The sequence below is a fragment of the Streptomyces sp. NPDC007025 genome (assembly GCF_042869455.1).
In the GTDB taxonomy this organism is placed as follows: Bacteria; Actinomycetota; Actinomycetes; order Streptomycetales; family Streptomycetaceae; genus Streptomyces.
Genome location: NZ_JBIAFT010000001.1, coordinates 664,701 through 687,276, shown reverse-complemented (window position 1 = coordinate 687,276; position 22,576 = coordinate 664,701). Strand labels below are relative to the sequence as shown.

The following is a 22,576-nucleotide window of genomic DNA, read 5'->3' as shown; positions in this document are numbered from 1 at the left end:
TGGTCCTGTTCGTCGGGCTGAGTGGTGACGGTGCTCAGACGGTCGGGATGATGCCGCCGTCGACCCGGAACTGCGCCCCGGTGAGCCATTTCGCGCGGCCGGAGGCGAGGAAGGCGATCATCTCGGCGACGTCCTCGGGGTCCCCCGGGCGGCCCATGGGAACGTTCAGGTGATCCACGATCTGCTGCGTGACCTCGTCGATGGTCACGCCCTGCTCCCCGGCCATGTGCCGGAGGTGGGCGGTGGCGCCGTCGGTGACGACGAAGCCGGGCAGGACGCAGACCACACGCACCCCGTGCGCGCCGACCTCGGTGGCCAGTTCACGGCTGTAGGTGTTGAGCGCGGCCTTGGCCGCGGCGTACGACGCCTCGGTGCGCTGAGGCAGTTGGCTGGCGATCGAGGAGACGTGCACGACGACGCCGGAGCCCCGCTCGACCATTCCCGGCACCAGGGCGCGGTCCAGACGCACGGCGCTGAGGAGGTTCATCCCCAGGTCCGCCCGCCAGGATGCGTCGGACCGGCTCAGGGTCGGCGCCGGGGCACTGGCCGCGCCGGCGTTGTTCACGAGCACGTCCACGCCGCCCACCCGGTCGAGCACCCGCCGGCCGAGCCGGGCCACGCCTTCCTGCGTCGAGAGGTCCGCCGGCACGAAGGTGGCGCCACCGTCCTCCTCGGGCCGGCTGCGGGAGGCCGTCAGCACGGTCGCGCCCGCGGCCACGAAGCGGCGCACCGTCGCCGCGCCCAGGCCTCGGCTGCCGCCGGTGACCAGCACTCGCAGACCGTCCAGACCCTCGTCGGTGTCCGGCATGGGAAACCCCCTCCGTAAGATGAACCTGACTCCGGAAACAGTACACGTAACCGGAACCGGACTCACCTTATGGAGGTTCCTTGCCCTCGTCACGCCCGCTGCGCGCCGACGCGCGACGCAACCGCGAGGCCCTGCTGTCCGCGGCCCGCCAAGCGTTCCTCGGCGGCGACACCGACGCCCACGTGGAGGACATCGCCCGCAGCGCCGGCGTCGCCGTGGGCACGCTCTACCGCCACTTCGAGACGCGCGAGGCGCTGATCGAGGAGGTCTACCGCAAGGAGGTCGACGAACTGTGCGCCGCACCCGGCGACCTGCTGGACCAGCACCCCCCGCAGGAGGCCCTGCGGCGGTTCCTGCTGCTGCTCGTGGACCACGCCGCTGTGGGCAAGGGGATGTCCGTGGCGCTGGAGAACATCATGGCGACGAACTCACCGGTCTTCGACGACGCCCGCACCCGCATGGGCGACGCCCTCACCCGGCTGCTGGACGCCGGCAGCGCGGCCGGCGCTGTCCGCGGCGACGTGACCGGGCCCACCCTGCTGCGGGCCCTGGGCGGCATCTGCGCCATGCACGTGACCGAGGGATGGGTCGACGAAGCCCGGCAGATCACCGCCCTCCTCCTCGACGGCCTGCGCCACGGAGCCCCGCGCGGGAGCTGACCCGAAGGACGCGCGCGCCCGCGGTACTCCCGCTCGCTCCCGTCGCCGGCCTCGTCCGGTTCGGGTGCGTCCGGATCACGCAGCGGGCGCAGCGCCCCGGCGGCCGAGGGGAGGCGGTGAAGCGGCAGCGGCCAAGCAGGTTCGGACTGCGGTGGTGGAGCAGGGACAGGCGGGCGACACCCTCATTGCGGATCTCGTGGCCCGCGGCGCGGAGCTGTTCGGCGGCGTGCGCGCATTCCGTCGTCCACAGCACGAGTGCGTCGAGGACCAGGCCGAGCGCGCAAGCAGCCCTGCAAGCAGCGCAACATGGCGGAAGGGCGCTTCAAGCCGACTCATACCGTGGCGCGGTATCGCCCCCGTCAGGAAAGACCGGCGCGGCTTGCAGAACAGGGATCACCCTCGGTCGCCCTTGACATGGGCCTGGCCCTTGACGGCAGCTCCTAGAGCTCGCGTACCACCCGCGCCGGGTTGCCCACGGCCAGCACACCGCCCGGAAGGTCCGCGGTGACGACCGCGCCTGCCCCGACGACAGTGTCCGCGCCGATCGTGACACCGGGGCAGACGATCACACCGCCACCGAGCCACACGTTGTCACCGATGGTGATGGGCAGCGCCTTCTCCCAGCCCGCGCGGCGCCGTTCGGCGTCCATCTCGTGCGTCGGGGTCAGCAGCTGCACATAGGGGCCGATCTGCACGTCGCGTCCGACGGTGATGGACGCCGCGTCCAGGAAGACGGCACCGAAGTTCACGAACGTGCCAGCGCCGATCGACAGCCGGCCGCCGAAGTCACAGTGGAAGGGCGGACGGATGCGGACACCCTCGCCCAGGTCCCCGACCAGCCGCTCCAGTATCCGGCGCCGCTCCTGGGGCGGGGCGGTGCCGGACGCGTTGTAAGCCTCGCACAGCTCGGCCCGCCGCACCGTGTCCGCCAGCAGTTCCTCGTCGCCCGGGAGATACCAGTCTCCCGCCAGCATCCGCTGCTTGTTCTCACCCATGGGCACACTCTGGCAGAGCGCCCGCGAAGCACCGTCCCGGCAGTGACCGCCGGGGAAATCTTCCCGTAACTCTTGACGGAAACTGGTCTTGCGTTCTTAACTTCCTTCCGTACGACCGGTCCTTGACGGACTCTCTACGGTCCGACCGTAGTTCTGAGGCAGGCACAGACACAGACCACCTGTCGGTGGCTCCGCTGTGTCTGCATTTTCTCGCGTTGTGCCATCGGACAGGTCCTCCTGAAAAGGCGGAATGATGGCACAACCACCGAGTGTCACCGGCAGCGCCGGAAGCCGCGGCGCACCCGGCGTCAGCGGCGTCGCCGACATCGTCGCGCTCATCGACGGGCTGAAAGTGGTCAGCGGCCGCGCGCGGCTCTCCTGGTATCTCGCCTTCGGCGGGCTGTTCCTCGACGCGTACGCCAACGCAGCGCTGAGCGCGGGACTCGGCCCGATGACCGACCAGATGCACCTCAGCAGCACCCAGATCTCCGTACTGACCGCGACAGCGCCCTTCCTGGCGATCCTCTTCAACCCCGTGGGCGGCTGGGTGGCCACCCGGATCGGCCGGGTGCCCCCGCTGCTCGCCGCGAAGGTCTTCGCCGTCGCCGGCGCCCTGCTCGCCGCGTTCTCCGGCGACTTCACGACCGTGTGGCTGGGCCGCGTCCTGGTCGGCGTCGCCTACGGGGTGGACTTCGCCGTCGCGATGGCGCTGCTCGCCGAGTACACCCCCAAGGCCAGCAGCGGGCGGCTGAACCTGTGGCAGGCCGTCTGGTACGTGGCCACCACCGGCAATCTCGCGCTGGCGCTCGGCTTCTACCACTTGGACGTGGGCCAGGACATCTGGCGCTGGTCGCTGGGGTCGGCCGGAGTGATCGCGGCGGTGCTGCTCCTCCTCCAGTGGGCCTTCCTGGTGGAGAGTCCGGCGTGGCTGGCCGGCAAGGGCCGGCTGGAGGAGGCGGTGCGCAACCTGCGCCGCATGTACGGGCTCACCGCCACCGTCGCGGCGCCCGAACCCGCCACCGCCGCGGCACCGGGCGCCGGTCCGGGCACCGGGCAGCGCACCGTGGGGTTCCGGGACGCCGGGGTGCTGTTCCGCGGCGCTTATCTGCCGCGCACCGTGCTGTCGTCGGTGATCTCCCTGGCACAGGCCCTGCAGTACTTCGCGGTGGGCTGGTATCTGCCGGTCATCAGCCTGACGATCTTCGGGGAGAGCTTCGAGAAGGCGACGATCGGCTCGATGGTCTTCAACGCGGTCGGTATCGCGGGCGGACTCGCCTCCGCGTTCTTCGGACGCAGACTTGGCCTGCGGATGAGTTCCGCCTGGGGCTTCGGCGGGGTGTGCGCAGCGCTGCTGCTGATGGGGCTGACCTTCGGCAAGGCACCGCTGGTGGTGGCGTTCTGCCTGCCGGTGTGCTTCATCCTCTGTCACTCGGCCGGTCCCGGCGCCAACGGCAAGTCCATCGCCGCGCTCTCCTACACCAGCGACGTGCGCGCCCTGGGCACCGGTGTGACGGGGATGATCGGCAGCTTCGGCTCGGTCATCGGGCTGTACCTCTTCCCGCAGATCAAAGAGGCGATGGGGCTGGGCGACACCTTCCTGATGCTCTCCGCCGTCCCGCTGCTGGGCATGCTGACGTGCCTGCTGGTCAAGTGGGACCCGACCCGGGCCGCGGCCTCCCCGGACGAGCTCACCCCGGCCGCCGGCCCCGCCGGGGTCCCCCTCCCGCCGAGCCCGGTCCGGGCGGGAGAGGGGCAGCCGTGAGCACGCCGACCGCCTCCCGGACCCGGTCCACGGCCCGCGCCGCCGTCCTCACCGTCGACGAGGGCACCACGGGCACCCGGGCCGGCCTCGTCCTCGACGACGGCTCGGTCGAGCACGTCAGCTACCGGCCGATCGCAGTCAGCCACCCCGACCCGCTGCGCGTCGAACAGGACCCGGCGGAGATCTGGAGTGCCACCCTGGAGGTGTGCCGGGAGGCACTCGCCGCGGCCCCCGCCGCCGGTGTCACCGTCACGGCTGCCGCACTGACCACGCAGCGGGCGACCGCGATCCTGTGGGACCGGGTCACGGGCCGGCCGCTGCTGCCCGCAGTGGTCTGGCAGGACCGCCGCTACGCCCAGGACCTGCTCGCCTACGAGTCCGAGTGGGACCCGGTGCTGCTGGCCCGCACCGGACGGCCGGTCGGCTCGCGGGCGCCCTTCCTGTGGGCCGCCCGCCAACTCGCCGAGCGGCCCGAGATCGCCGCCGCGCACCGGGCCGGGAGGCTGGTGTTCGGGACCGTCGACACCTGGCTGATCTGGCAACTCACCGGCGGCGCCACCCACGCCACCACCGCCTCCAACGCCGGGTCGACCGGCGGCTACCTGCTGCGCGAACACGCCTGGGACACCGAGTGGATCGCCCACCAGGGCTTCCCGCTGGACCTGCTGCCCGAGCTGCGCGCCGACGACGCCGACCTGGGCCGCACCGACGCCGGGACGCTCGGGATCGGTGTGCCGCTCGCCGCCTCCATGGGCGACCAGCACGCCGCGCTGCTGGCGCTGGGCGGGCTGGAGGCCGGATCGGGCATGTGCGTGCTGGGCACCGGAGCCTTCGTCGACGTGACGACCGGCGCCGAACCCGCACTGCCCCGGCCCGGGATCGCCGGAGTACTGGCCCAGCCGGGCTGGCGGCAGGGCGACCGCACCCTCTTCAGTCTGGAGGCCTACACCTCCGCGACCGGCTCGGCGCTCCGCTGGCTCTGCGACGACCTGGGACTGTTCGAGACCCCGCGGCAGATCGGCGAGCTGGCGGCCACGGCCTCGCCGACACCGGAGGGCCCGCGCTTCTTCCCGGCCCTGGCCGGAGTGCGCGTCCCGGTGTGGCGGCCCGCGGCCACCGGGGCACTCACCGGGCTCAGCCTGGCCACCACCCGGGCGGACATCGCCCGGGCGGTGCTGGAGGGCATCGCGCACTCGGTGTGCGATCTGGTCGAGGGAGTGGCCGCCACCATGGGCGCGCCGCTGCGGCGGCTGCGCTGCGGCGGCGGGGTAGCGGGCAGCGACCACCTGCTGCAGACCCTGGCCGATCTCGTCGGCATGGAACTGGAGCGGGTGGCGGAGTCGGCGACGGCCAGTCTGCGCGGCAGCGCGTACCTGGCGGGGGTCGGCGCCGGGCTCTGGTCCTCGCTGGAGGAGGTCGTGGAGGCACAGCCGAGCGGCCGCGTCTTCAGCCCGCGGGCCACTCCCGCTGCGCGCGAGGAGCAGCGCGCCGCATGGCGGGAGCTGACGGCGGCCCAGCTGGGCTGACGCCCGCCACGGCACGAAGGGCGCTGGCACCACGCCGTACCGCACGGCCACCCGCCGGACCCGTCCCGGGAAGGCGCGCACCAGCGGAGCCGGGCCGGCCACCCGCGCCGGAACCCGTCGCGGACACCCCGCCCCGCCCGCGCCCGCCCTCCGCCTACGCACATCCCTGACCGCACCACGGCACGCACGACCGCGGCGGCCGACCTGCCGCCGTACCGCACTACCTGGAGTTGATTGTGATCACCATGCCTGCCCGCAAGCCGGGCCGCTCGGCACGGGCGACACGCCGCTCGACGCTGCTGCTCGACCGGGAGCGGACCACCCGGCGGCTGGCGGACGAGCAGTTCGACGTGCTCGTCGTCGGCGGCGGCATCACCGGGGCCTACACCGCGCTGGACGCGGCCTCGCGCGGGCTGCGCACCGCGCTGGTGGAACGGGACGACTTCGCCTCCGGCACCTCCTCGAAGTCCTCGAAGATGGTGCACGGCGGCCTGCGCTACATCGAGCAGGGCAACATCGCCCTCGTCCGCCACTCGCTGCTGGAGCGGCACCGCTTCCGCCGCAACGCGCCGCACCTGGTGCACCGGCTGCCGTTCCTCTTCCCCGTCCTGGAGCGGGAGGGGGTCTTCGATCCGCGGCTGGCCAAGGGCTTCGAAGGACTGCTGTGGACCTACGACCTGGCCGGCGGCTGGCGCATCGGCAAGCTGCACCAGCGACTGACCGCCGACGAGGTGCTGGCGCACGCGCCGACGCTGCGCGCCGACAGCCTCACGGGCGGCCTGATGTACTTCGACAGCCGCGCCGACGACGCCCGCCTCACCCTGACCGTGGCCCGCACGGCCGCCTCGCTGGGGGCCGCCGTCCTCAACGGCGCCCGGGTGGACGCGCTGCTGAACAGCGGGGGCAGGACCTGCGGCGCCAAGGCCACGGTCGACGGCGCGGAGGTGGACATCCGTGCCCATGCCGTCGTCAACGCCACCGGGGTGTGGAGCGACCGGCTCGACGCCATGGCCGAGGCGGACCACACGGCACGGGTCCGCCCCGCCAAGGGCGTCCACATCGTGGTGCCGTGGCACAAGCTGCGCATCGACTGCACCGTCACCGTGCCGATCCCCGGCCGGGCCCGCCGCGCCACCTGCACCCGCTGGGGCGACACGGTGGTGCTGGGCACGACCGACACCGACTACCGGGGCTCGCCGGAGGAGGTGCACTGCACCCGCGAGGAGATGGAATTCCTGCTGGAGGGGGCGCGGACCGCGTTCGACGCCGAACTGGCCCCCGACGACGTGATCGGCTCCATCGGCGGGCTGCGCCCCCTGGTCGGCGGCAAGCAGGGCGCCACCCTCGACATGAGCCGCGACCACCACATCACCGTCGGGCCCAGCGGCATGGTGACCGTCACCGGCGGCAAACTGACCACCAGCCGCCACATGGGCGAGCTGGTCGTGAACAGAGTACTCGGCGTGCTCGGCGACCGCGGCGCCCTGAGCCGCCCCGGCCGGGGCAGGGGACCCAGGAGCCGCACGGTGCGGCTGCCGCTGCTCGGCGGCGCGGGCTACGACGCGGAAGCCGTGGCCGCCTCCGGCGGGCTGGCCGCGCATCTGGGCGAGCGCTACGGCACCGAGGCGCGTTTCGTGCACGACCTGATCGCCGAGGATCCGTCGCTGGCCGAACCCGTCGTCGCCGGGCTGCCCCACACCCGCGCCGAGGTCGTCTACGCCGCCCGCGCCGAACTCGCGCGCTCGGTGGACGACGTGCTCTCCCGCAGGCTGCGGGCCAGGCTCTTCGCCCGCGATGCCTCGGCCGCGGCGGCACCGGCCGTCGGTGCGCTGCTCGGCCGCGAACTGGGCCTCAGCGCACAGCAGGTGCAGCGCCAGGTCACCGACTACCTCGACGCCGTCCGCCACGAGAAAGCCGTCCTGTTCGGGGACTCCGGAACCACCGGAACGCCCGGCACCCACGAAGGAGCAACCGCATGATCAGCCGTCAGACCGTCACCCACCCCTTCAATCGGGGCCGCTACACCGTGGGCGCCCCCAGCCCCGCGAATTGGGCGCAGCGCACGCCGGTCGGCGAGGGCCCCGCCGCGCTCCAGCACGCTCCGGTCGAGGTGCCCGCGGAGGTCGTGGAAGAGCTGCGCAGCGCCGCGCGCGCCGTGCACACGGGCCGCGCCGAGGTGGTCGTCCGTACCCGTGACTGGTGGGCCGGTTCGATGATCGGGGAGACGGAGGGCCGCCCGGCCACGCCCGACGCGGTGGTCGTGGAGGCCGCCGACGCCGACCAGGTGGCCGCCGTGCTGCGGATCTGCCATCGGGCGGGCGTCCCGGTGACGGCCTCGGCGGGGCGCAGCAACGTCACCGGTGCGGCGCTCCCGGTCTTCGGTGGGGTGGTGCTCGACCTGTGCGGCCTGGACCGCATCCGCTCCGTCGACCGGGAGTCGATGGTCGTGGACGTCGAGGCGGGGATGTTCGGTGACCTGTTCGAGAAGGAGCTGCAGGAGTCGTACGGGGTGACGACAGGGCACTGGCCGTCCGCGTTCGCCCTCTCCACGGTGGGCGGCTGGGTCGCCTGCCGGGGCGCTGGGCAGCTCTCCACCCGCTACGGGAAGATCGAGGACATGGTCACCGGGGTGGACGTGGTCCACGCGGACGGCTCCCGCGCCACCTACGGCGACTACCCGCGCGCCGCCACCGGCCCCGATCTGCGCCAGCTGTTCGTCGGCTCCGAGGGCACGCTGGGCGTCATCGTCGCCGTACGGCTGCGGGTGCATCCGCTGCCGGAGTACGCCAGGGCGCTCGCGTTCGGCTTCGAGACGTTCGCCCAGGGGCTGGAGGCCTGCCGCCGCGTCCTGCAGCGCGGCGCCAACCCGGCCGTGCTGCGCCTCTACGACCGGCTGGAGAGCGGCGTCCACTTCGGCCACCCGGACACCAATCTGCTGCTGATCGCCGACGAGGGCGATCCGACACTGGTGGACGCGACGCTGGCCGTCAGCCGGGCGGTGTGCGAGAAGTACGGGCCCGAACTGGACAGCGAGACGGTCTTCGCCCGGTGGCTGGACGAGCGGATGCTGGTGGGCAAGTCCTCCGACGGTTTCACCGCCTCCCCCGGCTTCGTCGCCGACACCCTGGAGATGGCCGCGAGCTGGAGGGATCTGCCGGTCGTCTACGACGAGGTGGTGGCCGCGATCGAGTCGGTGCCCGGCACGCTGGCCGCCTCGGCGCACCAGTCGCACGCCTACGGCGACGGCGCCTGCGTCTACTTCTCGCTGCGCGGGGACGTCGATCCGGCCGAGCGGCGCACCTGGTACCGGTCGGTGTGGGACGCGGCCAACGCGGTGCTGCTGCGGCACGGCGCCGCACTCAGCCACCACCACGGCTGCGGGCTGTTGCGAGGCCCCTATCTGCCCGAGGCGCTCGGTGCCGGGTTCGCGGCGTTCACGGCGGTGAAGGAGGCGCTGGATCCGACCGGCATACTCAATCCTGGAAAGCTGGGCCTCCCCAGCCGCTTCGGTACCTCCCCGCTGAGCTGAAGAGAGCCTAGGCAGACCATGACTGTGCACCCCCGGTCCGGCGCCCCGAGGCCCGACCGCCGGCTGTCCGCCGCGTTCGCGAAAGTACCCGTTGTCGCCTCGGTGGTCGGCGTCCAGCATCTGAAGGACTTCCTGACCGCTCCCGCCACCGTGTGCATCCTCGCCTCGGTGCCGGTGGGCAGGCTTCCGCAGGTCGTTCCGGCGCTGGGCCGGGCGGGCAAGACGGTCCTCGTCAACGTCGACTCCTCCCCCGGCCTCGCCCAGGACCGGGGAGCGCTGGAATTCCTCAAGCACATGGGCGCCGCCGGAGTGGTCAGCACCCGCCTCTCGCTGGTGGAGAAGGGCCGCCCGCTGGGGCTGCTGACGATGCAGAAGGTGTTCGTCACCGACCGCTCCAACCTCAACCGCAGCCTGGACGCCGTGGCCCGCGGCCTGCCCGACCTTGTGGAAGTCATGCCCGCGCCGATCGTGGCACGGATGGAGCCCGCGGCGCTGCGCGCGATGTCGCCGCACGTGGCCGCCGGATTCGTGCAGTCGCCGCAGGACGTCGCGGCGGCGCTGGAGCTGGGCGCCGTCGCCGCTGCCACCTCCGACCCCCGGCTGTGGCACCTGACCCGGGACGGGCTGCCGTCCCCCACAGAGAGCTGATGAACGATGAGTGAGAGCAGTTGTGTCGTGGTGGCCCGCTACCGCACCCGTCCGGGCAGGGAGGAGGAGGTCCTCGCGCTGCTCGCGGAGCTGGCCGCAGCCTCCCGCGGCGAGCCCGGAAACCTGCGGTACCGGGTGCACCAGGGCACCGAGGACCCGCGCACCGTGGTCCTGTACGAGGAGTACGCCACCGAGGCCGACTTCACCGCGCACTGCGCCACCGCGCACTTCCGGGACCTGGTGCCGGGGCGGATCGTGCCGCTGCTGGAGTCCAGGGATGTGGTGCGGCTGACCCCGCTCGGGGAGATGGCGCCGTGAGGACCCGGGCGGTCGTGCTGCGCGAGGTGAGTACGGCTCGCCCCTACGGTGCGACCCGCCCCGTCGAAGTGGAAGAGCTGGAGCTGGGCGCTCCGCGGGAAGGCGAGGTACTGGTCCGGACGGCCGCCGCGGGGCTGTGCCACTCGGATCTGTCGGTCGTCAACGGCGACCGGGTGCGGCCGCTGCCGATGACGCTGGGCCACGAGGCCGTCGGGGTCGTCGAGGAGACCGGCCCCGGCGTGGACCGGGTGGCGACGGGCGAGCACGTGGCCCTGGTGTTCGTGCCGAGCTGCGGGTGGTGCGCCCGGTGCTCCGAAGGCCGGCCGGGGCTGTGCGCGGCGGCAGCGACGGCGAACGGCTCGGGCGGGCTGCTGCACGGACCGCCGCTGCTGCGGGACGCCGCCGGGCGTACCGTCCACCACCACCTCGGTGTCTCCGCCTTCGCGCAGTACGCGGTGGTGGCGCAGGAGTCGCTGGTGCCGATCCCGGCGGACATACCGTTCTCGATCGCCGCGCTGTTCGGCTGCGCGGTGCTGACGGGGGCGGGTGCGGTGCTGAACACGGCCGGCCTGCGGACCGGGCAGTCCGCGGTGGTGCACGGGCTGGGCGGAGTCGGCCTCTCGGCAGTGCTGGGGGCCCGCGCGGCAGGAGCCGCGCCGCTGATCGCCGTCGACCCGGTGCCGGCCAAGCGGGAGCTGGCGCTGCGCCTCGGCGCCACCCACGCGTGCGCTCCCGAGGAGGCCGCCGAGGCGGTACCGGAGTGGACCGGTGGCGGCGCCGAGGTCGCCGTCGAGGCGGTGGGCAGCCCCGCGGTGACGGCGGCGTGCCTGGCCACGGTGCGCCGCGGCGGGAAGGTCGCCTCGGTGGGGCTGCCCGGGCCCGGCAGGATGCTGGACACCGTCCCGGCGGCGGCCTTCGCGGGCGAGGGGAAGTCGCTGCTGGGCTCGTACATGGGCGACGCGGTGCCCAGTCGCGACATCCCGCGCTTCCTGGGGCTGTGGCGTGCCGGGCTGCTGCCGGTGGAGGAGCTGCACACCGGGACGGTGGAGCTGGCGACGGAGCATGTCAACCGGTCGCTGGAAGCGCTGGCGGACGGCACCGCGATCCGGCAGGTGCTGGACACCTCCGGGCTGCTGACCGCATGACAACGGGGCCGGCCGCGCCGCGGCCGGCCCCTCGCCCTCGTCCGTACCGCGCGCGGGGCCGGTTCACGTCCGGACGCGGCCGGGAGTTCGACCCGGCCGAAGCGCCTGCGGTATGCCGACGGGCTCAGTTCGGTCTCCCGGCGGAGCCGGGAGCGCAGGTTCGCGGCGGTGCCGAGCTCGCTCGCGCGGGCGACGACGTCCAGCCGCTCCTCTCCGCGCTCGATCAGCCGGCAGGCCAGTGCGACCCGCTCGCCGACCAGCCAGGCGAGCGGGGTGGTGCCGAGCTGGGCGCGGAAGCGGCGGTGCAGAGTGGCGGCGCTGACCGCTTCCCGGGCCGCCAGATCGGCCACGGTGAGGGGCTGGTCCAGCCGCTCCCGGGCCCACGCCAGCAGAGCTGCCAGCGACTCCTCCGGGACGGCGGGCAGCGGCCGCTCGACGAACTGCCGCTGCCCGCCGTCCCGGTGCGCGGCGAAGACCAGGCGGCGGCTCACCGCGTTGGCGACTTCGGCGCCGTGGTCGCGGCGCACCACGTGCAGTCCCAGGTCCAGCGCGGCCGCGCTGCCCGCGGCGGTGAGGATGTCACCGTCGTCGACGAAGAGCACGTCCGGCTCCAGGCGCACGTCCGGGAAGGCGGCCTTGCGCGCCGCGCAGGGGCCCCGGGCGGATCCCGCGCCCGCGGCGTGACCCCGGCCGCGCCGCCACGCCCCGCTCAGGCCGCGCGGACCCCCGCGATATGGGCCCGGGCCGCCCGCACCGCGTCGTGGATGTCGCGGGTCCCCGTGGAGACGCAGAGCGTGTACGAGACATCGTCCAGCTCCTGCCGGTCCCCGGACCGGTCGCGGAGGGCCTCGTAGCGGCTGAGCAGCTCTCGCAGGGTGTCGGGGTGGGCGATCATGGCAACTCCTCGGAGGCGCACGGCGGTGCTCGGCGGCACGGAACACGGCACCCCACGGCCCGCGGGCCGAGAAAGCGGTGCACAGGGCCAGTACCCGACACAGGCCGGACAAAACACGTAAAAGCCGACATGATGCTGTCGCTCCCGCCCGCTGCCCGTTTGCCCCCGGGCCTGGTGGGCACTCCGGCGTCCGGGGACGGAATACGCCCGCCGACGTGCGAAGGGAAGCGGCAGGAGGCTTGAGGTGACGTGATGGATTCCGTACCCGGAGTGCCCTGCTGGGTCAGTCTGACCGTCCGGGACCGGCAGACCACCGAGGACTTCTACGGCTCCGTACTGGGCTGGTCCTTCACCGACAGCTCCCTGGGCCCCGGATTCCGCACGGCCACCAGGGAGGGCGACCCGGTGGCGGGCTTCAACGAGGCAGCCGTCTCCTGGCAGCTCCCGGTCCGCTGGACGGTGTTCTTCTCCGTGGACGACGCCGACCTCGTCTGCGAACGGGTCCGCGAGCGGGGCGCCACCGTCGCCGTGGGACCGCTCCGGGTCGGCGAGGGCCGGGCGGCCATGGCCGCCGACCCCTACGGTGCGGCGTTCGGCGTCTGGCAGGGAGAGCTGCCGCGCGGCTGGGCGGTCGGCGCGGGGCACGCACCGGCCTGGCTGGAGCTGCGCACCGGCGACGCCTTCGCCGCAGCGCTCTTCTACGGTGCCGTGCTCGACTGGACGAAGAACCCCAGCCACGGGGTGAGTTACGAGGAGCAGAGCGACGAGGTGCACATCCTGGTGGACGGCGAGACCGTCGCCGGGCTCCGCGGAGGCGGCGTCGAGGCTGCTTCCGACCCCCAGGTACGCACCCGCTGGGACGTGTACTTCCGCGCCTACGACATCGACGCGGCACTGGGTGCCGCGGAGCGGACGGGCGGCACCGTGGTCTCACCCGTCCAGCACGCTCCGCACGGTCGGGTCGCCACCCTCCGCGACCCGGACGGCGGCCTCTTCCGCCTGCTGGGCTCCTGACGCCCGGGCCCGGAGACCCGGGGTCTCAGCCCTTCTGGTTCTGCTGCAGCACGTCGTGGCAGACGAGGCAGATCATCCGGCGCGAGTCGCGCGAGGACCAGACCTGGCCGACGCTCATCGACCGGCGCACCGGCTCGGGGTCGCTGTGCATATGGCGGTCGCACACACCTGCCCCGCAGTCGACACAGACCGCGATGGCCGAGGTCTCGGTGCCCTCCTTGAAGCAGTCGTAGCAGTGCATGACGCCCCCTCTCTCGGAGCCGTAAGGGCGGACTGTGCGCGAGTTCCCCTCAGCGCGGCGCCGTACGCATCGGTACGGCCGTTCGGCGCAGCGCATGCCGCCTGCGGTGCGCACCCGTGCGATCGGCGCCGGCGCCCGCCGGGGGCGCCGGGGCCGGTGTCCCCGGCCCGGGGTCAGTAGCCCCGTGCGAGGCGGACGGCCAGGCCGGGAAGCCGGCCCGCACTCAGCGCGTGCCACGCCGCGCGGAAATCGGTGAGGACGTCGGCGGCGGTGGTGGGCCCGGCGGAGTGGGAGGTGAGTGTGGTGCGGGGCAGTTCCCAGGCCGCTGATCCGGGCCCGGCGGGCTCCTCCGGCAGGACGTCCAGCACCGCGTGCGCCACCCGGCCCTCCTCCAGCGCCCGGCCGAGCGCCTCGGTGCGTACCGTCGCGCCCCGGCCCACGTTGAGGAAGGTCGCGCCGTCCATCGCGCCGAAGAATCCGGAGCCCAGGAGTCCGGCCGTGGCGGGGGTGAGCGGCAGCGCGTCGACCACCCAGCGGGCCGCGCCCAGGACCGCGGCCAGCTCCGCCGACGGCGCTCCGGAGCCGTCCGGGGCGTCGGAGCCGTCCGGCGCCCCGAGCGCGACGACCTCGTCGAAGCCGGGCAGCGGGCGCGCGGTGCGGGCCACCCCGACGGTGCGCACCCCGCAGGGGCGGAGCGCGGCGGCGATCCCCGCACCGATCCCGCCGGTCCCGAGGACTACGGCGAGGGTGCCGTCGGCCAGTTCCGTGGGCAGCCGGTTCCAGGTGCGGGAGGAGTGCTGGTCCAGGAAGGCGGGGATGTTCTGCAGCTCGGCCAGCACCCAGGCCAGCACGTACTGGCCGATCCGCTCCCCCATCCGCCCGACCGTGCGGGTCAGCAGCGTCCCAGGCGGCCAGGCGGCGGACGCCGCCAGCAGCGCGTCGACCCCGGCGTTGCTGCTGTGCATCCACAGCAGCCGCTCGCCGGGGCCGAGTTCGGGCAGGGTGGGGCCCACATGGATCCGCGGTCCGGTTCCGGGGCCCAGCGGGCGCCGGACGAGTTCCCCGACGCCCGCGCGCACCGGCGCGGGCAGGCCGGGGTCGACGGTGACGGCGGCACCCGCCAGTTCCCGTCCGATGCGCCAGGGATCCACGCCCTCGATCGCCATCGGTTTCCCTCTCCTCGGTCCGGCCCGGTCGTGTTCCGGCCGCGATGCTACTGCCGTCCGGTCACGAGCCCGCGGCGATGTGCCAGCTTCCGACCCGGCGGTACTGCGAGTCGTGGATCTCCGACCCGTCGCCCGGCTCCAGCGCGTAGTGGCGCAGGTTGCCGCCCCAGTACCGCAGTGCCCGGCCCAGTTCGGCCACCGCCTCCCCCTCGCCCCGCATGCCGCTGATGTCCACCTCGAGCACGAACTTCATGTCGGACCTCCTCCGCTCTCTGCCACGGGGCACGCGCCCCCGGGAGCCGCGCTCCCTGGCACCTTCCATCGTTTCACTCAACTTCCTCTGGGGACTTTGGAGGAAGTAAGTGCTCCTGTTGAGGCGGCGGCGGATCGGAAACCCTCAAATCAAGGTTCTCCCTCGGATTGGCCGGGCGGCGGCGCGAGCGCGTCGCCGCAGTCCGCAAGACGGCCGGCTTCCGTGCAGGTCGGCGGAACCGCCGGCCGGGCATGTCTGGATGGAGCGGCGGATTCCGGGGGAACATGGCGCCATGCAGAGTGATCTCTTCGCGACGAAGAACATGGCGCAGCCCAGCCCGACGGCGGGGATGGAGCTGCAGAACGACAAATGCGTGAAGTACACCGTGAACGGGGAGTGCTACGCGCGGCAGGGCGCGATGGTGGCCTTCCGGGGGAACCTGAAGTTCGAGAAGAAGGGCCAGGGGGTCGGCAACTTCCTCAAGCGCCAGGTCACCGGCGAGGGGCTGGCCGTGATGTCGGTCAGCGGACAGGGCGAGGCATGGTTCGCGCACGAGGCGGAGAACTGCTTCATCATCGACATAGCGCCCGGCGACTCGCTCACCGTCAACGGCCGCAACGTGCTGGTCTTCGACGCCGGACTGCACTACGAGATCGGCGTGGTCAAAGGCGCGGGAATGGCCGGCGGCGGGCTGTTCAACAGCGTCTTCTCGGGCCAGGGCAGGCTCGGCGTCATCTGCGAGGGCACACCGATCGTCATCCCCGTCTCGCAGCAGGCACCGGTGTTCGTGGACACCGACGCGGTGGTGGGCTGGAGCGCCCAGCTGCAGACCTCGCTGCACCGCTCGCAGAGCTTCGGCTCGATGATCCGGGGCGGTTCGGGCGAGGCGGTGCAGCTGCGCCTGGACGGTGAGGGCTTCGTCATCGTGCGGCCCAGCGAGAAGCAGCCGGCCACCGCCGGCAACTGACGCGCCCGGCGGGCAGCGGGCGGGGCCGGTGCGCACCCCGCCCGCCCGGAGGGCGGCTCCTGGTCAGACGGCGGCCAGCCCTCCCTCGCGGCTGAGCTCGCGGCGGGCCCGGGTGAAGGGACGGGGGCGGTTGGCCGCGAGAACCGCGGTGGTGGTCCCGTCGCGTTCGTAGCGCGCGAGGAAGCTGCGGTCCTCCGGGGAGCCCTCCACCACCCGCACGGTGTCGGCCGCGCTTCTGGTGCCCGCGAGCTGGAGGCGGACGCCGTACTGGTCCGACCAGAAGTACGGCACGGCCGAGTAGGTCTCCACCGTTGCTCCGGCCAGCAGGTTGCGCACCGCGACGGCGGGGGCCTCCATGGCACTGGTCCAGTGCTCGGCCCGGTGCCCGGCACGACGGGCCACGTCGCCCACGGCCACCACGCCCGGCACCGGAGTGGCACCGCCCGCGTCGCACACCACTCCGTCGTCCAGCACCAGGCCGGACCCCTCCAGCCAGCCGGTGGCGGGCTGCACGCCGATGCCGACGACCACCACGTCGGCCGGCAGGAACCTGCCGTCGGCCAGCTCCACCCAGCCGATGCGCCCGCGCCCGCCGTGGGCCGCTGCCGACCGCCCCGGCTCCGGGTGCAGCGCGCGCACACCGGTTCCGGTGAGCAGGGTGACCCCGTGGTCGGTGTGCAGGTCGGCGCAGAACGCGGCCATCTCCGCGCCGAGTTGGGGCAGCAGCGGCTGCGCGGCGGCCTCGACCACGGTGACGCTGTGCCCGAGGGTGGCGCAGGAGGAGGCGACCTCGGCCCCGATGAAGCCGGCTCCGATGACGACGACCCGCACCTGTCCCCGGCTCAGCTCCTCGCGGAGTGCGGCGGCGTCGTCCAGGGTGCGCAGGGCGTGCACCCCCGCCAGCGGCTCGCCCGGCAAGGTGCGGGGGGCCGCGCCGGTGGCCAGGACGACCCCGTCGGTGGACAGCCTGCGGCCGTCCGCGAGGGCGACGGTGCGGGAGGGCGGGTCCAGGCCTTCGGCGCGGGTGCCCAGCAGCCAGTCGGCGTCCAGTTCGGCGATCTCCTCGGCGTCGGCGAGCGAGAGGCGGTCGGCGGTCAGCGCCCCGGTCAGGAACTCCTTGGAGAGCGGCGGGCGGTCGTAGGGGCGGTGGTGCTCCTCGCCCACGATCACCAGTCGGCCGTCGTAGCCCTGCGTACGCAGGGCCAGCGCGGCGTGGAGTCCTGCCAGGGACGCGCCGATCACGGTGATGGTCCTCATGCGGCACTCCCTTGTCCGGCTGCGGCGGTGTGCGGTGCGGTTGCGGGTACGGGCTGGGCGGACTCGACATGTACCCACACGGTGCCGTCCAGCACGCTCACCGGATGGGTGCGCACGGCCTTGCGGGCCGGGAGGCAGGTGGGACGGCCGGTGCGCAGGTCGAATGAAGCTGCGTGCAGCGGGCATTCGACCAGACAGCCCTCGAGCCAGCCTTCGGCCAGGGACGCGTCCTGGTGGGTGCAGGTGTCGTCGATGGCGTAGAGCTCGCCGTCGGCGTTGAAGACGGCGATGGGAGGTTCGAGGTCGAGACGGACGGACTCACCTGCGGGCAGGTCCTCAAGGCGACAGACGGGTATCACTGTGATTCACCTCGCGAGCACGTTCGAGTAGACAGATTCGACCGATCCCGGTACGGCAGGTCCGGGGAGGTGCGGGGCAGACGCTTCGCTACTATCCGAGTTCCGTATCGCGCACGATGGAGCGTGATGCGCAACAGAATCCAAGCGGGGAGGCTTCACGTCAAGCACTCGCCGACGCCCTCCGGGAAGAACGGTGCGCGTCCGCGCACCGGCACCCGGGAACCACAACCAGGCCAGCAGGCGGTGACGTTGAGCAGATGAGTGGAAAAGCGGAGGACACCGGGACCGGTAAACAGTCCAGAGGCGCGGCCGCCTCGGTCCAGTCGGTCGACCGCGCGGTGAGCGTGCTGGAGATCCTGGCCCGGCACAGCGACGCGGGAGTGACGGAGATCGCGGAGGAGCTGGGGGTCCACAAGTCGACGGCGTTCCGGCTGCTCGGCGTCCTGGAGGCCAGGGGCCTGGTCTCCCAGGAACAGGAGCGGGGCAAGTACTACCTGGGCCCGGGTGTGCTGCGGCTGGCCGGGGCCGCGGCCTCCCGGCTGGACATCTCGCAGGAGGGTGCGCCGGTCTGCCGCGAGCTGGCCGAGGAGGCCGGGGAGACGGCGAACATCGCGGTGCTGGACGACGACGCGGCGGTCAACATCATGCAGGCCCGTGGCTCGTCGTCGGTCACCGCGCAGAACTGGCTGGGCAGACGCACCCCCCTGCACGCCACCTCCAGCGGCAAGGCGCTGCTGGCGCACCAGCCCAAGTCGGTGCAGGAGAGCGTGCTCTCGCGCAAGCTGCCGCGGCTGACGGAGTCGACCGTGGTCTCCGCCGCGGAGCTGCGCGCGGAGCTGAAGGCGGTGGTCACGTCCGGTTTCGCGATGGCACGGGACGAGCTGGAACTCGGCCTGCACGCGGTGGCGGCGCCGGTACGCGCCCACGACGGCAAGGTGATCGGCGCGATCAGCGTCTCGGGGCCGTCCTACCGGCTGGAGGAGGAGCAGCTCCAGGAGGTGGCCAAGCGCACCATGGCGGCGGCGCAGGACCTCTCCCGGCGGATGGGCTACGCCTACTGACCGACGGCGGGAGCGGCGGCGCGGGCGGCGCCGCACCGCGCGCGAGAAGGGGCATTTTCTGACGCGACGTCAACTACAGCAGCGCCCCGACCTCCCATAACTGCGGGTCCGGCACCGGCCGGACCCGCAGCGCGTTTTTCTGACGCCTCGTCATCAACAGCTGATCCACATCTCTTGACGGGCGAGGTTCGGCGTTCTCACTATGTCTCCCATAGCGCAACCAGTCGTGCACTACGCAACAACTGCGAGGTCTGGGAATGCCACACGAGGTCCGCGCTGTCATCGCGATGAAGAAGGACGCCCCGGTCGAGGTGCAGCCGGTCCTGGTACCGGATCCCGGCCCGGGCGAAGTCCTCGTCTCGATCCAGGCATGCGGTGTCTGCCACACCGATCTGCACTACCGGGAGGGCGCCGTCGACAACGACGGCTTCCCCTTCCTGCTGGGCCACGAGGCCGCGGGCGTCGTCGAAGCGACGGGCCCCGGCGTCACCGACCTGCGCCCCGGCGACTTCGTCGTCCTCGCCTGGCGCGCACCGTGCGGAAGCTGCCGCTCCTGCCGCAAGGGGCGGCCCTGGTACTGCTTCGACTCGCGCAACGCCCGGCAGCCGATGACGCTGCTGGACGGCACTCCGCTGACCCCCGCGCTCGGCATCGGCGCGTTCGCCGACAAGACACTGGTCGACGCGGGCCAGGCCGTGAAGGTCGACCCGGCCGCCCGTCCCGAGGCAGCCGGTCTCATCGGCTGCGGAGTGATGGCCGGCTGGGGAGCCGCCGTGCACACCGGAGGCGTGGCACACGGCGACACCGTGGCCGTCATCGGCTGCGGCGGAGTGGGCAACGCGGCCGTGGCGGCCGCCTCGCTGGCCGGGGCGCGCCGCGTCATCGCCGTCGACATCGACGACGGCAAACTGGACACCGCCACCCGGTTCGGTGCCACCCACAGCGTCAACTCGCGCGGCACCGACCCCGTCGCCGCCGTCCGTGAACTGACCGGGGGCCACGGTGCGGACCTCGTCGTCGAGGCCGTCGGTCGACCGGAGACCTATCTGCAGGGGTTCGCCATGCGGGACCTGGCGGGTGTGCTCGTCCTGGCCGGAGCCCCCGCTCCGGACGTGACGATCGAACTCCCGTTCCAGGAGCTCTTCTCGCGGGGCGGCGCCCTCACCTCGTCCTGGTACGGGGACTGCCTGCCCAGCCGGGACTTCCCCGTCCTGATCGACCTCTATCTCAGCGGCAAGCTCGACCTGGGCGCCTTCGTCACCGAGACGATCGCGCTGGACGAGGTCGAGGTCGCCTTCGAACGGATGCAGCGCGGCAAGGTGCTGCGATCGGTGGTGGTCCTGTGAACAATCCTGCTCCGGAGCCCGCCCGCGGGTCTCCCTCCGCCCCTTCCGCCCCGGCGTCCGGTCCGCAGACCGGCTCCCGGAGCGCCCGCGTCGTCATCGTCGGTGCCGGAATCGTCGGCTGCTCACTGGCCGACGAGTTGACGGCCCGCGGCTGGCGCGACGTCACCGTGCTCGAACAGGGCCCGCTGGCCTCCCCCGGCGGCTCCACCTCGCACGCACCCGGCCTGGTGTTCCGCACCAGCCCCTCGCGGACCCTCACCCACTACGCGCGCTACACCGTGGAGAAGTTCACCGGGCTGCGCCGGGCCGGGCGTCCCTGCTTCCTGCCGGTGGGCGGACTGGAGGTGGCCACCACCGAGGCCCGCAGGTTGGACCTGTACCGCAAGGCCGGACTCGCGGCCGCCTGGGGCGTGGAGGGCGAACTGGTCGGCCCCGCGCGGTGCGCGGAGCTGTTCCCCATGCTCGACCCCGACTCCGTGCTCGGCGGCTTCCACACCCCCGGTGACGGTCTGGCCCGCGCCGTGGACGCCTGCCAGGCGCAGATCGAGCGCGCCTCCCGGCGGGGGGCCCGCTTCCTGGAGCGGCACACGGTCACCGGGGTGGAGAAGGAAGCGGGCAGGATCACCGCCGTCGTCACCGACCGCGGCACCTTCCCGGCCGACCACGTGGTCTCGGCCGCCGGATTCTGGGGCCCGGTGATCGGCGCCATGGCCGGAGTGGAGGTACCGCTGCTGCCGCTCGCGCACCAGTACGCGACCACGGCGCCGCTGCCGGAGCTGACCGGCGCCGGGACCGGCGGCGACGAGGCCGTGCGGCCGATCCTGCGCCACCAGGACCACGACCTGTACTACCGCGAGCACCTCGACCCGGCGGGCGGTGACGGCCGGATCGGCATCGGCACCTACGCGCACCGTCCGCTGCCCGTCGACCCGTACGCGGTGCTGCCCTACGACCAGGCCCCCGAGATGCCGTCCTCGCTGCCCTTCACCGCGGAGGACTTCGCGCCGAGCTGGACGGAGACCGGCCGGCTGCTGCCCGGTCTGGCCGCCTCCCGGGTCGACAAGGGCTTCAACGGTGTCTTCTCCTTCACGCCGGACGGGATGCCGCTGCTGGGCGAGTCCGACGCGGTGCGCGGCTTCTGGTTCGCCGAGGCCGTCTGGGTCACGCACTCAGCGGGCGCCGCGCGCGCCGTGGCCGAACTGATGACCGACGGCCGCACGACGGTCGACGCCCACGAGTGCGACCCGCACCGCTTCGAGCGGGCCCAGCGCTCCCCCGCCCATGTGCGCGAGCGCGGGGAGCGCAGCTTCGTCGAGGTGTACGACGTGGTCCACCCGCTCCAGCCGCCCGCCACGGGCCGCCCCCTGCGCACCAGCCCCTTCCATCCGCGGCAGCAGGAACTGGGCGCCCACTTCCTGGAGTCGGACGGCTGGGAGCGCCCGCACTGGTACGAGGCCAACGCGCCGCTGGTGGAACAGCTCGGCCTGCGTCCGCCCGAGCGCGACCCGTGGTCGGCGCGGCACTGGTCGCCGATCGCCGCGGCCGAGGCGAAGCTGACGCGCGAGCGGGTCGCGCTCTACGACATGACGCCGCTGCGGCGGCTGGAGGTCACCGGGCCCGGTTCGCTCCCCTTCCTGCAGTGGATGACCAGCAACAACCTCAAGAAGCGCCCGGGGTCGGTCACCTACACACTGCTGCTGGACGGCAGCGGCGGCATCCGCAGCGACCTGACCGCGGCGCGGCTGGGGCCCGAGCGCTGGCAGCTCGGCGCCAACACCCCGGCCGACCTGGACTGGCTCATCCGGCACGCGCCGGACGACGTCCACATCCGGGACATCACCTCGGGCACCTGCTGCATCGGGGTGTGGGGCCCGCTCGCCCGGGAGCTGGTGCAGCCGCTGACCCCCGCCGACTTCTCCCACGAGACGTTCGGCTACTTCAAGGCGCGCGAGACCTACGTGGGCCATGTCCCGGTGACGGCGCTGCGGGTGAGCTACGTGGGCGAGCTGGGCTGGGAGCTGTACGCGGACGCCGATGTCGGACTGCGGCTGTGGGACACCCTCTGGGAGGCCGGGCAGCGGCTCGGCGTCGTCGCGGCGGGCCGCAGCGCCTTCAACAGCCTGCGACTGGAGAAGGGGTACCGGGCCTGGGGTGCCGACATGACCGCCGAACACACCCCCGAGGAGGCCGGTGTCGGCTTCGCCGTACGCCCCGCCAAGGGCGACTTCCTCGGGCGGGACGCGCTGGCCGCGCGGAGCGCACCGGAGCGGAAGCTGGTGTGCCTCACCTTGGACGATCCGGCCGCGGTCGTCATGGGCAGCGAGCCGGTCCATGTCGACGGGGTCGTCGACGGATATGTGACCAGCGCGTCGTACGGCTACAGCGTGGGGCGCTGCGTCGCCTACGCCTGGCTGCCGGCCCGCACTGCCGTGCCGGGCACCTCCGTCGCCGTCGAGTACTTCGGCGACAAGGTCGCGGCGACGGTCGCCGCCGAGCCCCTGTTCGACCCCGGGATGGCCCGGATCCGCCGCTAGCCCTCCCGGTCCCGCCCGCCCCCGCGCCGAGGGCTCCGCCCCTCCGGCCCCGGCCCGCCGCTGCCGCTCCGCTCCCCGTTCGTCCGCGCCGCG

At 73.2% G+C, this 22,576-nt stretch carries 21 protein-coding genes and 2 pseudogenes; 13 read left to right on the top strand and 10 right to left on the bottom strand.

What is annotated here, in order from left to right:
* Positions 1–34: 34 nt before the first annotated feature.
* Complete coding sequence (locus ACFYMO_RS02880) at positions 35–808, bottom strand: oxidoreductase (RefSeq protein WP_366770403.1); 774 nt, start codon at positions 806–808, stop codon at positions 35–37.
* 80 nt (positions 809–888) lie between these two features.
* Between ACFYMO_RS02880 and ACFYMO_RS02875 the strand changes: the two genes are divergently transcribed.
* On the top strand, positions 889–1,467 hold the full coding sequence (locus ACFYMO_RS02875) for a TetR/AcrR family transcriptional regulator (protein WP_366770404.1): 579 nt from the start codon (positions 889–891) through the stop codon (positions 1,465–1,467).
* Positions 1,468–1,502: 35 nt separating this feature from the next.
* Here ACFYMO_RS02875 and ACFYMO_RS02870 read toward each other — a convergent pair.
* Positions 1,503–1,747 (bottom strand): annotated as a pseudogene (locus ACFYMO_RS02870) (hypothetical protein); the annotation flags it as partial.
* A 160-nt stretch (positions 1,748–1,907) separates the two neighbouring features.
* A complete protein-coding gene (locus tag ACFYMO_RS02865) occupies positions 1,908–2,462 on the bottom strand; it encodes a sugar O-acetyltransferase (RefSeq protein ID WP_366770405.1) in 555 nt (184 codons plus the stop codon).
* A gap of 250 nt (positions 2,463–2,712) precedes the next feature.
* Here ACFYMO_RS02865 and ACFYMO_RS02860 point away from each other — a divergent pair, with 250 nt between their 5' ends.
* From ACFYMO_RS02860 to ACFYMO_RS02830, 7 genes are all read left to right on the top strand, one after another.
* Positions 2,713–4,224, top strand: a complete 1,512-nt coding sequence (locus ACFYMO_RS02860) for an MFS transporter (RefSeq protein ID WP_366770406.1) — start codon at positions 2,713–2,715, stop codon at positions 4,222–4,224.
* Entirely contained in the window at positions 4,221–5,750 is a 1,530-nt protein-coding gene (locus ACFYMO_RS02855; RefSeq protein WP_366770407.1) for an FGGY family carbohydrate kinase, read from the top strand. The genes ACFYMO_RS02860 and ACFYMO_RS02855 overlap by 4 nt, the downstream gene beginning before the upstream one ends.
* A 236-nt stretch (positions 5,751–5,986) precedes the next feature.
* Positions 5,987–7,729, top strand: a complete 1,743-nt coding sequence (locus ACFYMO_RS02850) for a glycerol-3-phosphate dehydrogenase/oxidase (RefSeq protein WP_366770408.1) — start codon at positions 5,987–5,989, stop codon at positions 7,727–7,729.
* Positions 7,726–9,279 carry an FAD-binding oxidoreductase gene (locus tag ACFYMO_RS02845; protein ID WP_366770409.1) on the top strand — a complete coding sequence of 518 codons (1,554 nt, stop codon included), beginning with the start codon at positions 7,726–7,728 and terminating at the stop codon, positions 9,277–9,279. Before ACFYMO_RS02850 ends, ACFYMO_RS02845 begins: the two co-directional genes overlap by 4 nt.
* 18 nt (positions 9,280–9,297) lie before the next feature.
* Positions 9,298–9,927, top strand: a complete 630-nt coding sequence (locus ACFYMO_RS02840) for a glycerol-3-phosphate responsive antiterminator (RefSeq protein ID WP_366770410.1) — start codon at positions 9,298–9,300, stop codon at positions 9,925–9,927.
* Between the two features lie 6 nt (positions 9,928–9,933).
* A complete protein-coding gene (locus ACFYMO_RS02835; RefSeq protein WP_366770411.1) occupies positions 9,934–10,245 on the top strand; it encodes an antibiotic biosynthesis monooxygenase family protein in 312 nt (103 codons plus the stop codon).
* Positions 10,242–11,390, top strand: coding sequence for an alcohol dehydrogenase catalytic domain-containing protein (locus ACFYMO_RS02830; RefSeq protein ID WP_388543657.1), 1,149 nt, complete (start codon positions 10,242–10,244; stop codon positions 11,388–11,390). The genes ACFYMO_RS02835 and ACFYMO_RS02830 overlap by 4 nt, the downstream gene beginning before the upstream one ends.
* 95 nt (positions 11,391–11,485) lie before the next feature.
* Here ACFYMO_RS02830 and ACFYMO_RS02825 read toward each other — a convergent pair.
* Together ACFYMO_RS02825 and ACFYMO_RS02820 are read right to left on the bottom strand one after the other, a co-directional pair.
* Positions 11,486–12,025 (bottom strand): annotated as a pseudogene (locus ACFYMO_RS02825) (helix-turn-helix domain-containing protein); the annotation flags it as partial.
* A gap of 74 nt (positions 12,026–12,099) precedes the next feature.
* The gene (locus ACFYMO_RS02820; protein ID WP_366770413.1) at positions 12,100–12,285 is read right to left on the bottom strand and encodes a DUF5133 domain-containing protein; all 186 of its coding nucleotides are present in this window, start codon (positions 12,283–12,285) and stop codon (positions 12,100–12,102) included.
* Between the two features lie 252 nt (positions 12,286–12,537).
* Between ACFYMO_RS02820 and ACFYMO_RS02815 the strand changes: the two genes are divergently transcribed.
* Positions 12,538–13,299 (top strand): VOC family protein, encoded by a 762-nt coding sequence (locus ACFYMO_RS02815; protein WP_366770414.1) that lies wholly within the window; start codon positions 12,538–12,540, stop codon positions 13,297–13,299.
* A 25-nt stretch (positions 13,300–13,324) separates the two neighbouring features.
* Here the strand turns inward: ACFYMO_RS02815 and ACFYMO_RS02810 are convergent, their stop codons facing one another.
* From ACFYMO_RS02810 to ACFYMO_RS02800, 3 genes are all read right to left on the bottom strand, one after another.
* Positions 13,325–13,540 carry a DUF2180 family protein gene (locus tag ACFYMO_RS02810; protein WP_366770415.1) on the bottom strand — a complete coding sequence of 72 codons (216 nt, stop codon included), beginning with the start codon at positions 13,538–13,540 and terminating at the stop codon, positions 13,325–13,327.
* A gap of 173 nt (positions 13,541–13,713) precedes the next feature.
* Positions 13,714–14,706 carry an NAD(P)-dependent oxidoreductase gene (locus tag ACFYMO_RS02805; protein WP_366770416.1) on the bottom strand — a complete coding sequence of 331 codons (993 nt, stop codon included), beginning with the start codon at positions 14,704–14,706 and terminating at the stop codon, positions 13,714–13,716.
* 61 nt (positions 14,707–14,767) lie between these two features.
* Positions 14,768–14,959: a hypothetical protein gene (locus tag ACFYMO_RS02800; protein ID WP_388543654.1), complete on the bottom strand. Its 192-nt coding sequence runs from the start codon at positions 14,957–14,959 to the stop codon at positions 14,768–14,770.
* A gap of 292 nt (positions 14,960–15,251) precedes the next feature.
* Between ACFYMO_RS02800 and ACFYMO_RS02795 the strand changes: the two genes are divergently transcribed.
* Complete coding sequence (locus ACFYMO_RS02795) at positions 15,252–15,926, top strand: AIM24 family protein (RefSeq protein WP_019356370.1); 675 nt, start codon at positions 15,252–15,254, stop codon at positions 15,924–15,926.
* Positions 15,927–15,989: 63 nt separating this feature from the next.
* Here the strand turns inward: ACFYMO_RS02795 and ACFYMO_RS02790 are convergent, their stop codons facing one another.
* Both ACFYMO_RS02790 and ACFYMO_RS02785 read right to left on the bottom strand, forming a co-directional pair.
* Positions 15,990–17,183, bottom strand: coding sequence for an FAD-dependent oxidoreductase (locus ACFYMO_RS02790; protein WP_366770418.1), 1,194 nt, complete (start codon positions 17,181–17,183; stop codon positions 15,990–15,992).
* A complete protein-coding gene (locus ACFYMO_RS02785; protein WP_019356368.1) occupies positions 17,180–17,542 on the bottom strand; it encodes a bifunctional 3-phenylpropionate/cinnamic acid dioxygenase ferredoxin subunit in 363 nt (120 codons plus the stop codon). Before ACFYMO_RS02785 ends, ACFYMO_RS02790 begins: the two co-directional genes overlap by 4 nt.
* A gap of 257 nt (positions 17,543–17,799) precedes the next feature.
* On the opposite strand from ACFYMO_RS02785, the gene ACFYMO_RS02780 reads away from it, so the two are divergent.
* The 3 genes from ACFYMO_RS02780 to ACFYMO_RS02770 all read left to right on the top strand — a co-directional run bounded on the left by ACFYMO_RS02780 (position 17,800) and on the right by ACFYMO_RS02770 (position 22,483).
* The gene (locus ACFYMO_RS02780; RefSeq protein WP_366770419.1) at positions 17,800–18,603 is read left to right on the top strand and encodes an IclR family transcriptional regulator; all 804 of its coding nucleotides are present in this window, start codon (positions 17,800–17,802) and stop codon (positions 18,601–18,603) included.
* Positions 18,604–18,860: 257 nt separating this feature from the next.
* On the top strand, positions 18,861–19,949 hold the full coding sequence (locus ACFYMO_RS02775; protein ID WP_388543651.1) for an S-(hydroxymethyl)mycothiol dehydrogenase: 1,089 nt from the start codon (positions 18,861–18,863) through the stop codon (positions 19,947–19,949).
* Positions 19,946–22,483 (top strand): FAD-dependent oxidoreductase, encoded by a 2,538-nt coding sequence (locus tag ACFYMO_RS02770; RefSeq protein ID WP_388543649.1) that lies wholly within the window; start codon positions 19,946–19,948, stop codon positions 22,481–22,483. The genes ACFYMO_RS02775 and ACFYMO_RS02770 overlap by 4 nt, the downstream gene beginning before the upstream one ends.
* Positions 22,484–22,576 lie beyond the last annotated feature (93 nt).

Bases quoted from the DNA above. Each gene is read 5' to 3' on its own strand.
- ACFYMO_RS02880 (WP_366770403.1), bottom strand. From the start codon at position 808: ATGCCGGACACCGACGAGGGTCTGGACGGTCTGCGAGTGCTGGTCACC.
- ACFYMO_RS02865 (WP_366770405.1), bottom strand. From the start codon at position 2,462: ATGGGTGAGAACAAGCAGCGGATGCTGGCGGGAGACTGGTATCTCCCG.
- ACFYMO_RS02860 (WP_366770406.1), top strand. From the start codon at position 2,713: ATGATGGCACAACCACCGAGTGTCACCGGCAGCGCCGGAAGCCGCGGC.
- ACFYMO_RS02845 (WP_366770409.1), top strand. From the start codon at position 7,726: ATGATCAGCCGTCAGACCGTCACCCACCCCTTCAATCGGGGCCGCTAC.
- ACFYMO_RS02840 (WP_366770410.1), top strand. From the start codon at position 9,298: ATGACTGTGCACCCCCGGTCCGGCGCCCCGAGGCCCGACCGCCGGCTG.
- ACFYMO_RS02835 (WP_366770411.1), top strand. From the start codon at position 9,934: ATGAGTGAGAGCAGTTGTGTCGTGGTGGCCCGCTACCGCACCCGTCCG.
- ACFYMO_RS02820 (WP_366770413.1), bottom strand. From the start codon at position 12,285: ATGATCGCCCACCCCGACACCCTGCGAGAGCTGCTCAGCCGCTACGAG.
- ACFYMO_RS02815 (WP_366770414.1), top strand. From the start codon at position 12,538: ATGGATTCCGTACCCGGAGTGCCCTGCTGGGTCAGTCTGACCGTCCGG.
- ACFYMO_RS02810 (WP_366770415.1), bottom strand. From the start codon at position 13,540: ATGCACTGCTACGACTGCTTCAAGGAGGGCACCGAGACCTCGGCCATC.
- ACFYMO_RS02805 (WP_366770416.1), bottom strand. From the start codon at position 14,706: ATGGCGATCGAGGGCGTGGATCCCTGGCGCATCGGACGGGAACTGGCG.
- ACFYMO_RS02800 (WP_388543654.1), bottom strand. From the start codon at position 14,959: ATGAAGTTCGTGCTCGAGGTGGACATCAGCGGCATGCGGGGCGAGGGG.
- ACFYMO_RS02795 (WP_019356370.1), top strand. From the start codon at position 15,252: ATGCAGAGTGATCTCTTCGCGACGAAGAACATGGCGCAGCCCAGCCCG.
- ACFYMO_RS02790 (WP_366770418.1), bottom strand. From the start codon at position 17,183: ATGAGGACCATCACCGTGATCGGCGCGTCCCTGGCAGGACTCCACGCC.
- ACFYMO_RS02780 (WP_366770419.1), top strand. From the start codon at position 17,800: ATGAGTGGAAAAGCGGAGGACACCGGGACCGGTAAACAGTCCAGAGGC.
- ACFYMO_RS02775 (WP_388543651.1), top strand. From the start codon at position 18,861: ATGCCACACGAGGTCCGCGCTGTCATCGCGATGAAGAAGGACGCCCCG.